Annotated in this window: 13 protein-coding genes; 11 read left to right on the forward strand and 2 right to left on the reverse strand. The window is 37.8% G+C overall.

The features are described 5' to 3' along the window. Nucleotides 1-73: 73 nt before the first annotated feature. The 7 genes from MHB53_RS25010 (at nt 74) to yajC (ending at nt 6366) form a co-directional block, all read left to right on the forward strand. Nucleotides 74-802: a YebC/PmpR family DNA-binding transcriptional regulator gene (locus tag MHB53_RS25010; protein WP_340923850.1), complete on the forward strand. Its 729-nt coding sequence runs from the start codon at nt 74-76 to the stop codon at nt 800-802. Between the two features lie 514 nt (nt 803-1316). Further along, on the forward strand, nt 1317-1874 hold the full coding sequence (locus MHB53_RS25015) for an intercompartmental signaling factor BofC (protein ID WP_340923852.1): 558 nt from the start codon (nt 1317-1319) through the stop codon (nt 1872-1874). A 269-nt stretch (nt 1875-2143) separates the two neighbouring features. Further along, complete coding sequence (gene ruvA / locus MHB53_RS25020) at nt 2144-2758, forward strand: Holliday junction branch migration protein RuvA (RefSeq protein WP_340923853.1); 615 nt, start codon at nt 2144-2146, stop codon at nt 2756-2758. A 68-nt stretch (nt 2759-2826) separates the two neighbouring features. Then, nucleotides 2827-3828 (forward strand): Holliday junction branch migration DNA helicase RuvB, encoded by a 1002-nt coding sequence (gene ruvB, locus MHB53_RS25025; RefSeq protein ID WP_340923855.1) that lies wholly within the window; start codon nt 2827-2829, stop codon nt 3826-3828. A gap of 31 nt (nt 3829-3859) precedes the next feature. After that, nucleotides 3860-4888 (forward strand): tRNA preQ1(34) S-adenosylmethionine ribosyltransferase-isomerase QueA, encoded by a 1029-nt coding sequence (gene queA / locus MHB53_RS25030; protein WP_340923857.1) that lies wholly within the window; start codon nt 3860-3862, stop codon nt 4886-4888. Nucleotides 4889-4907: 19 nt separating this feature from the next. After that, nucleotides 4908-6047 (forward strand): tRNA guanosine(34) transglycosylase Tgt, encoded by a 1140-nt coding sequence (tgt, locus tag MHB53_RS25035; RefSeq protein WP_340923859.1) that lies wholly within the window; start codon nt 4908-4910, stop codon nt 6045-6047. 31 nt (nt 6048-6078) lie between these two features. Beyond that, complete coding sequence (gene yajC / locus MHB53_RS25040; protein ID WP_340923861.1) at nt 6079-6366, forward strand: preprotein translocase subunit YajC; 288 nt, start codon at nt 6079-6081, stop codon at nt 6364-6366. 168 nt (nt 6367-6534) lie between these two features. Here the strand turns inward: yajC and MHB53_RS25045 are convergent, their stop codons facing one another. After that, complete coding sequence (locus tag MHB53_RS25045; RefSeq protein WP_340923863.1) at nt 6535-6918, reverse strand: TIGR04086 family membrane protein; 384 nt, start codon at nt 6916-6918, stop codon at nt 6535-6537. A gap of 171 nt (nt 6919-7089) precedes the next feature. Here MHB53_RS25045 and MHB53_RS25050 point away from each other — a divergent pair, with 171 nt between their 5' ends. Further along, nucleotides 7090-7737 carry a DUF421 domain-containing protein gene (locus tag MHB53_RS25050; RefSeq protein WP_340923865.1) on the forward strand — a complete coding sequence of 216 codons (648 nt, stop codon included), beginning with the start codon at nt 7090-7092 and terminating at the stop codon, nt 7735-7737. 10 nt (nt 7738-7747) lie between these two features. Here the strand turns inward: MHB53_RS25050 and spoVB are convergent, their stop codons facing one another. Next, nucleotides 7748-9295, reverse strand: a complete 1548-nt coding sequence (gene spoVB, locus MHB53_RS25055; protein ID WP_340923868.1) for a stage V sporulation protein B — start codon at nt 9293-9295, stop codon at nt 7748-7750. Between the two features lie 121 nt (nt 9296-9416). Here spoVB and MHB53_RS25060 point away from each other — a divergent pair, with 121 nt between their 5' ends. From MHB53_RS25060 to MHB53_RS25070, 3 genes are all read left to right on the forward strand, one after another. After that, nucleotides 9417-9731, forward strand: a complete 315-nt coding sequence (locus MHB53_RS25060; protein WP_340923871.1) for a post-transcriptional regulator — start codon at nt 9417-9419, stop codon at nt 9729-9731. Between the two features lie 299 nt (nt 9732-10030). Next, a complete protein-coding gene (gene secDF, locus MHB53_RS25065; protein WP_340923874.1) occupies nt 10031-12301 on the forward strand; it encodes a protein translocase subunit SecDF in 2271 nt (756 codons plus the stop codon). A 461-nt stretch (nt 12302-12762) separates the two neighbouring features. After that, nucleotides 12763-13035 carry a LapA family protein gene (locus tag MHB53_RS25070; RefSeq protein ID WP_340923876.1) on the forward strand — a complete coding sequence of 91 codons (273 nt, stop codon included), beginning with the start codon at nt 12763-12765 and terminating at the stop codon, nt 13033-13035. The last annotated feature ends 8 nt before the right edge of the window (nt 13036-13043 follow it).

The following is a 13043-nucleotide window of genomic DNA, read 5'->3' on the forward strand; positions in this document are numbered from 1 at the left end:
TGGTCATTTACCATTTAGTAACGATTTGATATATTTGTGTAGATACAAGTATAGAAGAGAGGGGTAATTTGTAGTGGCAGGACATTCGAAGTGGAAGAATATACAAAATAGAAAAAATGCGCAGGATTCTAAGCGGGGAAGAGTTTTCCAGAAACTTGCAAAAGAAATATATGTAGCAGCGAAACAAGGTGGCCCTGACCCCGAATTAAACCCTTCGCTAAGGCTTGTGGTGGAAAAATCAAAAACAGCCAATATGCCTAATGATAATATTAAGCGTGCCATTGACAAAGCTGCAGGTAACCAGGAATCGGAAAATTACGAGGAAATTATTTATGAGGGTTATGGTCCGGGTGGAACAGCGGTATTGGTAATGTGCTTAACTGATAATAAAAACAGGACGGCATCTAATGTACGACTTGCATTTAATAAGCATGGTGGAAACCTTGGAGAAACAGGGTGCGTATCATATATGTTTGATCGAAAAGGATATTTAGTAATTGAAAGAGAAGAACTTGAGATAGATGAGGACGAGATGCTCATGCATGTGCTAGAAGCTGGTGGTGAAGATCTAGAAACAATGGAAGAAGTATTTGAAATTTATACCGATCCAGAAAGTTTTATAGAAGTGAAAAGTTCACTTGAAAAAGCAGGATTTCGCTTTGTGACAGCCGAAATAACGATGATTCCGCAAACAACAGCGGATCTGAATGAAGAACAAACAGATAAAATGGAAAGAATGCTTGATATGCTCGAAGATGATGACGATATTCAAGGCGTTCATCATAATTATGAGAATGAATAATTGATTGGTTAACCGCTGATATATCAACTGTTTTATAGTAGGTATTGACCTATAATATTTTATGATGCTATTTCACTTCATTCAGCAGAAGTCCCCCACTTCTATAAGTGGCGGGATGAATGCGATATACCTCATTCAGTGGGAGTGCAAACTCCGGCTGAATGAAGTGAAAGCCTCCGGCGGATGTCACAGATTTTCAGAGGAAGTTTATCGAGCGAGCTCGATAAAATCTGGACGATTCCCGCCAAGGCGTAATTGATAAAAAACATGATTTAAATAACCACCCTATGTATGAGAAATTAACTTTTCTATACAAAAGGTGTTTTTTTTCGAATAAGAAAATATAAGTTGAATTGAATTCCGGTTATTCATCCATTTTGAAAATAAATACTTAAATCAAACAATTTTCAAAGGCAATATTCTTATAGATAATACAACTTAGGATATTCATGCTAATTATTGGGCATACTGTAGCTAGTGAATTGTTCAATTCAAGGCTATAGGGGTGAGGGATTTGGCTGTAATAACGAAAATGCTGTTTAGTAGCTTGCTAATCATTGCAACAGTTTTTTTTATTCATTTACAAGTGGCTACGTCTCCGAAAAATAATGAGGCGGTTCAAGCAGCTAGTCCAGAAGAGATATCAGAGTCTGTTCAAGAAAGTCCGCTCAAATTAAATGTGACATTACGGCGGGTTTATTTAGATGGAGAAATAAGTGAAGAAAAAGTATCAGAGACGGTTTTGGCGCTTGAAGACTTTTGGGCAAAATATGAAGCATGGCAACTTGTCGACATGAATGAGAATATGATGTTATTCGAACTAAAAATAGATGATATTTCACCTTTGTTAAAATTGAATGGATTTTTTGGCATAGCAAATGATGGTACATTATCTATATTTAATGGTAATCCCCAGCAGGATGATATCATTCAATCCTTTTTTCAGATTGATATTAGAAAGCTTGAGGGGAAAAAGCAGTTGCAACTAAAGCAAGGGATTCCTGTGAAAACGAAAAAAGACTTCGTCGAAGTATTAGAAACAATGAAACAATATTCGGTAGATATAGAGTAAACCAACAGCCCATTCATGGGCTGTTTTTCATATCTAGAAGTTACTCTTTGTTGTAATTTAAAATAAAGCGTTGCGTAAAATAACGATGGAAATAAACCAGCTCACAAGATATTGTTACACACGGGATGTTGCGTTTTCTTACTGCAGAATAAGCCGAAGTTCCATTCAACATAAATGCGGATATATAAGGTACCTCTCCTTTGCTTAATTTCGAGATTAGTTGATTTTTATGGTACAATATTGGTTAGTATGAAAGAGGAGAGAATACATTGTACGAGTATATAAAAGGTACAGTAGAACATATTGGACCGGAATACGTTGTGATTGATAACAGGGGTGTAGGGTATCAGATTTTAACACCGAACCCATTTGTTTTTTCAAGTAAAAAAGGTAATGAAATAATAATTTATACATATCAACATGTGAGGGAAGATATTTTAGCATTATATGGATTTGAATCAATGGAAGAAAAAATGATGTTTAGGAAATTAATCGGCGTTTCTGGGATTGGGCCGAAAGGTGCGATGGCGATTCTTGCGTTTGGAGAGCCAGTGCAAGTAATTCGTGCGATCGAAAACGAAGAAGAAAAGTTTTTGACAAAGTTTCCTGGTGTCGGAAAGAAAACGGCAAGGCAAATGATCCTTGATTTAAAAGGAAAACTGCAAGATGTTGTTCCAAATAACACTCCAGATTTATTTACCGAAGTTTCGAATGAGGAGCCATTATTTGATTCGAACAATCATGCGTTAGAAGAAGCTTTGTTAGCCTTGACTGCATTAGGATACTCAGAGCGTGAATTGAAAAAAGTTGAACCGAAGCTTTCTAGTGAAGTGATGACAACGGATCAATACATAAAGCAAGCGTTAAAATTACTTATGAGATAAAGCTGTACTCGGGTGTGATATGACATGGTACTCGTTAAAATGAAGCGGATAGAAAGGAGCTGGATACGATGGAAGAAAGAGTGTTATCAGGAGAAGTGTTGATGAATGATCAATCTTTCGAACAAAGTCTCCGTCCGCAAACGTTATCGCAATATATTGGACAAGATAAAATAAAAAATAATTTATCCGTTTTTATTGAAGCTGCAAAAATGCGACAAGAAACATTGGATCATGTACTTTTATATGGACCACCAGGTCTTGGTAAAACGACTCTTGCTGTAGTAATTGCTAACGAAATGGGCGTCGGTGTTCGTACAACATCCGGCCCTGCCATCGAGCGTCCAGGGGATCTAGCAGCAATTCTGACATCGCTCGCTCCGGGTGAGGTGTTATTTATTGATGAGATTCATCGCTTGCCACGCGCAATTGAAGAGGTACTTTATCCTGCAATGGAGGATTATTGTCTTGATATTGTCATTGGTAAAGGTCCTGAAGCAAGATCAGTTAGGCTCGATCTTCCACCTTTTACCTTAGTTGGAGCAACGACGAGAGCTGGAGCAATCTCCGCCCCATTGCGAGATCGCTTTGGTGTCTTAAGTAGACTAGAATATTATAATGAAGAGCAGCTAACAGATATAGCAGTGAGAACTGCTGCTATTCTTGAAACAGAGATCGATTGGAACGGCGCCGTGGAGATTGCTAGAAGATCTCGTGGAACACCAAGAATTGCTAATCGGCTATTAAGACGGGTCAGGGATTTTGCACAGGTCCGTGGAGACGGTATTATTACATTAGCACTAGCTGAAGAAGCTTTAGAGCTTTTACAAGTGGATAAACTCGGTCTTGATCATATTGATCACAAGTTATTGATCGGCATTATAGAAAGATTCAGAGGAGGACCTGTGGGTCTTGATACAATTGCGGCAAGTATTGGTGAGGAGTCAACTACAATTGAAGATGTGTATGAACCATATTTGCTGCAAATTGGCTTTCTCCAACGAACTCCTCGAGGGAGAATTGTTACACGGAATGTGTATGAACATTTTAAATTAGAAGCACCAGAACAGTAATTGGATGACAGTATCGGGAGGCTTAAATGTTTTGAAAGTGAATATGTTTGATTTTGAATTGCCAGAAGAATTAATTGCACAAGTACCTCTCGAAAGTAGAACTGAGAGTCGGCTAATGGTTCTGGATAAACAAACCGGCTCTATTCGTCATGAGATTTTTAAAAATATACAGGACTATTTACAAGCAGGAGATTGCCTTGTTTTGAATGATACAAGGGTATTACCCGCAAGGTTGCTAGGTGCCAAAGTAGATACGAATGCTCAAATAGAAGTATTGCTATTGAAACAGCTAGAGGGTGACAATTGGGAGACACTGGTCAAACCAGCAAAAAGAGTGAAAATAGGAACGGTTATTGCTTTTGGAAATGGACAATTAACTGCAACATGCACTGGGCTCGGAGAGCATGGGGGAAGAATTCTAACTTTTAGTTATGAGGGGATATTTTACGAAGTACTTGAGGAACTTGGTAAAATGCCACTTCCGCCATATATAAAAGAGCAACTTGAGGACCAAGAACGCTACCAAACTGTTTTTGCAAAAGAACGTGGATCCGCAGCAGCTCCAACTGCGGGATTACATTTTACAAAAGCATTGTTAGATGAACTTGAACAAAAAGGAGTAATGATTGCATTTATTACGCTCCATGTTGGATTAGGTACATTTAGGCCAGTAAGCGTTGAGGATATCAATGAGCATGATATGCACTCAGAGTTTTATCGAGTATCAGAAGAAACAGCTGAGGTACTCAACGAAATAAGACAAAGTGGTGGAAGGATAATCACGGTAGGAACAACTTCCACACGTACACTTGAAACGATTGCTGCAGCAAATAACGGAGAATTCAAGGCAGGTGACGGTTGGACAGATATATTCATTTATCCAGGGTATTCATTTAAAGCCATTGATGGCATGCTAACCAATTTTCATTTGCCGAAATCCACATTAATTATGCTTATTAGCGCATTAGCGGGTAGGGAAAATGTATTACGTGCTTATGAGGAAGCAGTGAAGGAACGTTATCGCTTTTTTAGTTTTGGAGACGCAATGCTAATTAAGTAAAGAAAGGAGTGGGAATACAATGTCAGCGATAAAATATGAATTAATTAAAACGTGTAAGCAAACAGGCGCACGATTGGGTATTATTCATACCCCTCACGGTTCTTTTGAGACACCAATGTTTATGCCTGTCGGAACCCTTGCGACGGTAAAAACGATGTCACCGGAAGATCTAAAGGAAATGGGAGCTGGAATTATACTCAGCAATACATATCATTTATGGTTACGTCCTGGACATGATATTGTCCAAGAGGCTGGAGGGCTTCATAAATTTATGAACTGGGATCAAGCAATTTTGACTGACTCTGGAGGTTTTCAAGTTTTTTCTTTAAGTGATTTCCGAGAAATAAAGGAAGAAGGGGTACATTTTCGCAACCATCTAAATGGTGATAAATTATTTTTATCACCTGAAAAGTCAATGGAGGTCCAAAATGCCCTTGGTGCCGATATAATGATGGCATTTGATGAGTGTCCGCCATTCCCGGCAACACATGAATATATGAAAAAATCAGTTGAGCGGACATCTAGGTGGGCAGAAAGATGTTTAGAAGCACATAAGCGTCCCGAAGACCAAGGTTTATTTGGAATTGTTCAAGGCGGGGAATTTGAAGATTTACGGAAACAAAGTGCAAGTGATTTAATTTCACTTGATTTCCCAGGATATGCAATTGGTGGACTATCTGTTGGTGAGCCGAAAGATGTGATGAACAGGGCACTTGAGTTTACTGCACCACTTTTGCCGACAAATAAACCACGTTATTTAATGGGAGTAGGATCTCCTGACTCATTAATTGATGGGGCAATCCGTGGCATGGATATGTTCGATTGCGTATTACCAACAAGAATTGCACGTAATGGAACATTGATGACAAGCGAAGGCAGACTCGTTGTGAAAAATGCAAAATATGCCCGTGATTTTAGACCGATTGATGAAAATTGTGATTGTTATACATGTCAAAATTATACACGTGCATACATTAGACATTTATTAAAATGTGACGAAACGTTCGGAATTAGACTTACGACTTATCATAACCTGCATTTTCTGTTAAAATTGATGGAGCAAGTCAAAAATGCGATTCGAGAAGATCGTCTTGGTGACTTCAAAGAAGAATTTTTTGAGCGATATGGATTCAACCGTCCTGACGCAAAAAATTTCTAAATAAATATATTTGCGAAAGGAGGTATAGATTATGCAAGGTTTAGGTGGGATAGCTGGTATATTGCCGTTTGTTTTAATGTTTGTGCTGTTTTATTTTCTATTAATTAGGCCAAACCAAAAGCGTCAAAAGAACGTTCAAAACATGCAAAGCAGTTTGCAAAAAGGTGATAAAATCGTCACAATTGGTGGCCTTCATGGCACAATCGACGCATTAGATGAAGGTAAGATTATCATTTTATGTGGAGATGGCAGCAGACTTACATACGATCGCGCTGCAATACGTGAAGTTGTAGAATCAAAAGGATCTGCGAATCAATAATAAATAGGCAAAAAAGAAGCTAAGTCACATCACGACCAAGCTTCTTTTTTTTACCCAGAGGGGAAATCTGCATGGTGCAGGTCACACAGAAGTTGCCATAGGATGCAACGTTCTTAGTAAGTGTTCTTATCATTATATTGCGGGGATATGAGCATTGTTTTCCTTATATTAAGATTCATGGTTGGGGCCAGATAAAATATTTACTCCTAATACGCCGCCCATCATCGCCGTTAATATATAACATGTATAATAAATAATTTGTTCAAGTGAGAATAATAGGCTATGCCCCAAGTATTGATACATGAATACAATAAGGCTATATACTACTCCTGTTGTGCCGCCAATGATCCAGCCCTTTTGCTTCCCTTTCCCGCCACAGATGAATCCTCCTATAAAAACGGCAAAATAAGAAATAATCGTTACAATTAAGCGTATCGAATTCTCTTGTGTGTCAGTAAATACTAATATGAGTGAAAATACTAGGCTCGAAATAATTGCGAGTAGCAAAATGGTTGCAACTCCATAAATAACAGATATCCCCAACTTTTTCATTGCGATTACTAGCCACTCCTTTCTTATCGTTCATTCATTTAGATTTATACCTGTCCCCTTTATATTTATTCATTTTTATTTAGTTTAGAATAGAAATGGATTGTTTTTCCCATTGTTTTTTTAGTTTATCCGAGCATACTAAACATGAATGTTTGGACAGGGGGTGGATTAATGGAAAGTCTTATCATTATCATACTGCGAACCATTCTTTTTTATGGTGTCATTGTTGTAATTTTTAGGCTGATGGGCAAAAGAGAAATTGGAGAGTTAAGCGTATTAGATCTTGTTGTTTTTATTATGATTGGTGAAATGGCAGTTGTTGCAATTGAACAACATAAGGACTCAATATGGCACTCACTCGTTCCAATGGTAGTCCTTTTGCTCATCCAATTAGGTATGGCTTATGGGTCATTGAAAAGCCGAAAGTTTCGCCATTTAATAGATGGTCATCCTAGTTTTATCATAAAAAACGGTAAACTGGATGAACGTATGATGAGGAAGCTTCGTTATAACTTCGACGACCTTCTTATGCAACTTCGTATGAAAGATATTAGTAATATCTCTGATGTAGAATTTGCTATATTGGAAACATCAGGTCAGCTCTCGATTATCAAAAAAGGTAGGAATGGTAAAGATGGTTCATATACGATTCCTTTAATTATCGATGGACATATTCAATATGAACATTTATCTGAAGCCGGAATTTCTGAGCAATGGTTGCTGAAAGAACTCCAATCGAGAGGGCACAATGAAATTGATAAAATAAGCTTTTGTAGCCATCAAGATGGACAGTTTTATATCGATTATAAAGATAGTTAGGATATAATTATTATTTAAATATGGACCTGAAGATTGGAAACCTTTCAACATCGCTTTTTTGAATAAGTTTAAAGAACAATAACAGCAGAACATATAGAAGTGAGGTTAAAAGGACTCCCACTATTAGTTGAAGCACGAGAGATTCATCTATAAATAAATGTGAATAAATAAAAGTTCCGCCAATACCTGCTAAAAAGGCTGCTACGAAAAATTTTGCATAATGGGCTAAATAGACGGTGAATTGTACATGTTTAAGCACTGTAGCATAGTGAAGCATAGTAATAAGTACTGTTCCACCAGCGATACCTAAGGCGGCTCCGTTAATGCCAAAGTCTGGGCGGGAAGCGAGAATAAAAATCACTCCTATTTTTACGGCATTACCTATCATGCTATTGATCATCGCAGCTTTAGCTAAATCTAATGCCTGTAATATTGCTTGTAAAGGGCCTTGATAATAATGAAAGATAAATAATGGTGCGATTAATTTAATGAACTCCGCACCATTAGAAGATCCATACATTAAAGTCATCAGCGGATTAGCATATACATATAAAATGACAACGGCTAGTCCACCAGATAATAATGCAAATTTGAGCGCTTGTTGGAGTCGATATTCCACTAGCCGATAATTTCGATTCGCATTCGCCTCACTAATTGCTGGTACGAGCGCCGTGGACAGCGAATAGGTGATAAAGGAAGGCAGCATCAATAAAGGTAAAGCATAACCTGTTAATAATCCGTACTGTCTAGTTGCAATGCCAGCCGCAACGCCAGCTATGAATAGACTTTGTGAGACAACGATCGGTTCAAAAAACCATGAGAGTGACCCGATTAATCTACTACCAGTAGTGGGTATAGCGACATTCATTAATTCTTTTAAGGTTTTTTTTCCTGATTGTACGGATTTGAAAAAGTTTCTGCGAATCGGAAATTTCTTTTTTACTTTAAACATGGCAAATAAATAAGCTAGAGATGCTAACTCACCTAGAACGGAAGCGACCATTGCAGCCGCTGCCGCGTACTCAATTCCAAGTGGTAAAAACTTTTTCGCCATCAAAGCGATTAATATAATCCGAACAGCTTGTTCCAAAACTTGCGAGACTGCAGCTGGCTTCATGTTTTGTTTCCCTTGGAAATACCCTCTAATTACGGAGGATATAGCGACCACAGGAATGATTGGTGCAATGGCAACGAGTGGGTAGTATGTTCTCGGATCGGTAAAGAGTGTAGTAGATAAAAATGGTGCTGCTAAGATAAGCGCAGGTGTAAAAATCAGTGATAAAGAAATGGTGACGGCAAGAGAAACAACAAGGATTTTTTTTATTTTTTTCTGATCACCTTTTGCTTCAGCTTCAGCCACAGCCTTAGAAATTGCGACTGGTAGTCCTATTTGTGTAAGTGTTACGACAAGAATTAATGTAGGAAAAGCCATTTGATATAGCCCAACGCCTTCTTCACCAATCATGCGGTTAATTACTATCCGATTAATAAACCCCAGTAATCTTGTCAAAAGACCAGCAAGCATTAAAATCATTGTGCCTTTAATAAACTTAGACATCTGGTTCCCTGCCTTCTCAAATGTGTTCCGTTCGATTACAATGATGTATATGCTAGTAAGTGGACAAAGCATGACAAGTTGTCGAAGAACAAATAACAATATCTTTGGAGGCGTTTAGAATATGACGGAGCAGAGCCATCCTTATGATTCATATTTTTATGTGCTTGATCCTGTCCTTGTTAGTAAAGTAGAGGAATTTACTGTACTAGGATATGAAGAAGTGAGCAAAACCGATCTCTGGGAATATTTGACTAGAAAAGTATGGCGGAAACCGAAAGAGGGTATTCGCATGTACGAGTTGGTGTCAGATGTTATCTCATTAGATATCGGAAAGTATATGAATTTTGCGACTGTAGAAGCGTTTAAATCACCTAATTGGCTATCTGATTTAGAAAGTGAAGAATTACAAGAATTATTGAAACCGAATGAAAAATAAACTCTGAGAATATGAATTGACAGCTTTTTTTATCTACTTCATAATAAGCATATTGGCAGAAGATCTTTTTTTGTCTTTGATTTTTAGTTGTGGGACTTATATATAGGTATACATATTTTATTTTTTAGCTCCAACGTTTTTCTTATATCTAGCTCCAACGCCCTGCAAACTTGAGGACTTTTCCTACGATAAGTCACATTGGTGTTGCCACGGAACGTCGCGATTTTAACCGATGAACATTTTGTTTGTACGTGCTTAACGGACGCTGCGCTTTTATTAATAAGGGGGATAAATATTTAATGGTAAAAAGAAGCAGAATTGTCGCCTTTTTTCTCATCATCATTTTCATAGCAAGTGTGATTGGTGGGACATCCAACACAATTGTGAAAAATATTAAATTAGGACTTGATTTACAAGGTGGCTTTGAGGTTCTTTACAAAGTGACACCCGCAATAAAAGGTCAAAAAATTGATAGGGATGCGCTTGTTCATACGACAGATGCATTAAACAAAAGGATTAACGTGTTAGGCGTCAGTGAACCGAATATTCAAGTTGAAGGTAATGACAGGATTAGAGTTCAACTTGCCGGAGTAGAGGACCAAAATCAAGCTAGGGAAATTCTTGGTACACAGGCAACGTTAACCTTCCGTGATGTAAATGACAATATTATGCTTGATGGTACAGATTTAGTAGAAGGTGCTGCGAAATTTACATTTTCATCACAAAATAATCAACCAATCGTTTTAGTTGAAATGAAAGATCGCAAAAAGTTTCAAGATGTTACTGAGAAGATTGTTAGTATGAAACCAAATAATCAACTTGTTATTTGGCTTGATTTCGAAGAAGGTGTAGATTCTTTTAAAGAATCATATGGGAAGGATAATCCGAAACTATTGTCTGCTCCTAATGTGAATGAAGTATTTAATCAAACGAGCGTTTCCATTGAAGGAAGCTTTACAAAAGAAGAAGCTGAGAACTTGTCTAATTTATTGAACGCAGGCGCTCTTCCTGTGAAATTAACTGAAGTCTACTCTACTTCAGTTGGTGCAAAGTTTGGTGAGGCAGCGTTGAATAAAACAGTTGTAGCGGGTGCAGTTGGGATCGCGTTAGTATTCCTCTTTATGTTAGTGTACTACCGTTTTCCAGGCCTTATTGCTACTATCACACTTTCTATCTATATTTTCTTAATTCTGCTCATTTTTGATTTAATGAATGGTGTTTTAACTTTACCGGGGATAGCAGCATTAATTTTAGGCGTCGGTATGGCAGTTGACGCAAATATATTGACATACGAACGATTAAAAGAAGAAATAAGGATTGGTCGTTCCTTAAAATCAGCTTTTCAAGCAGGGAATAAATCATCGTTTGTTGCTATTTTAGATGCAAATATTACAACATTGCTTGCAGGTGGTGTTCTATTTTACTTCGGGAATAGCTCCGTCAAAGGTTTTGCAACGGTGTTGATTATTAGTATTCTATTGAGCTTTGTTACTGCTGTGTTTGGTTCTAGGCTATTATTAGGCTTTTGGATTAATAGCGGTGTAATGAAGGATAAGCCGGGCTGGTTTGGTGTGAAGCGCTCAGACATTCATCAATTATCTGAAAATATAACGGCAAAGGATTTAAAAACACGATTCGATCGTTTCGACTTTGTGAAACATCGTAAAAAGTTCTACGTTATTTCGACAGTATTACTATTAAGTGGCTTGATTATTTTATCGATCTTCCGTTTTAATCTCGGAATAGATTTTTCTAGTGGTACACGAGTAGAGATTGATGGTGGAAAACCACTTACTGCACAGGAAGTGAAAACAGAACTTGATTCAATTAAGCTAACATCAGAAGAGATTGTTCTATCAGGTACGAATAATGAAATTGCCGTTGCTCGCTATAAAGATGCGCTTTCAGCCGAGAAAGTTGCAATGTTGAAAACACATTTTAATGAAAAATATGGAACTGAACCAAATGTAAGTACAGTTTCACCAACAGTTGGGAAAGAATTATTAAAGAATGCATTTTATGCTTTAATAATAGCGGCAATCGGGATCATTATATATGTTTCATTCCGTTTTGAATTCGCGATGGGATTATCTTCTGTCCTTGGGCTTGTCCATGACGCATTTTTCATCATTGCCTTTTTCAGTTTAACGAGGCTGGAGATCGATCTAACATTTATTGCTGCTGTATTAACGATTATTGGTTATTCGATCAATGATACGATCGTAACATTCGACCGAATCAGAGAGAATATGGTAGCGAAAAAACGCTTTAAAACGGAAGAAGACATTGCTGAGGTCGTCAACAAAGGATTACAGCAGACGCTAACCCGTTCCGTTAATACTGTTCTTACAGTGATTGTAACGGTAGTTACATTACTTATTTTAGGTAGCGAGTCCATACAAAACTTTTCGATTGCATTACTTGTCGGACTTCTCGCAGGGACATACTCATCTATCTTTATTTCTGCACAGCTTTGGTATGACTTAAAAGTGAGAGAATTAAAGAAAAAAGGAACGATTAATACGGTAAAAGAAAAAAAGAAATGGTCATCAGACGAACCACAAGTATAAAGAAGAAAGGCGAAACGATGTTGGTTTATCGTAAGGTGGAGCGGGAAGGTCATAGATAATGCTATGTTCGCCACGTCGTGCGGCGCTGGCGGCACTAGTACTTCGTGTCGTCGTAGCTAGACAGTGAGGATTGCAAAGTCAAAGTGCCTTGGTCATCTACGTTTGTGCAAAGAATGGGGATCAGCTAGGTTGCCACGCGCAACTTAGGAAGCTCCATAAGCCTCTCCTTATCGTAAATGAATGGATTGCACGAACCTTTAATAGCGCAAGTAGCGCGAGTCCCGCTGTGTACGTTAAGATTGGTTAAGGAAAGGTATATTGCATCCTAAAATTGATCTTTTCTTCGACTGCTAAATGTCGTGATACTTTTGTTGTTTTGTGTCTCAACTTAATAGGGTTGATTATCCATATAGGGGGTAAAAGTAAATATCCTATTGCATCAAAGAAAGGTGGACATAAAATTGAAATTTCAATGGACGCTTATTATGGCAATATTATTTGCACTTCTTGTAGCCATTTTTGCGGTTATGAATGTTGAAGCAGTTACCGTTAATTACTTATTTGGTAGTGCGGAGTGGCCCCTCATTATCCTAATTCTAGGTTCTGTTTTGATGGGCGGTATCATTACTGGTTCAGTCGGGTTTATTCGAATATACGCCTTGCAAAAACAAGTGAAAAAACTACAAGCTTCACAAAAAGTAGTAGATGCAAAAGCCCGTGACTTGCTAGAATAAGATATGTT

This window comes from Bacillus sp. FSL K6-3431 (assembly GCF_038002605.1).
In the GTDB taxonomy this organism is placed as follows: Bacteria; Bacillota; Bacilli; order Bacillales; family Bacillaceae_C; genus Lederbergia.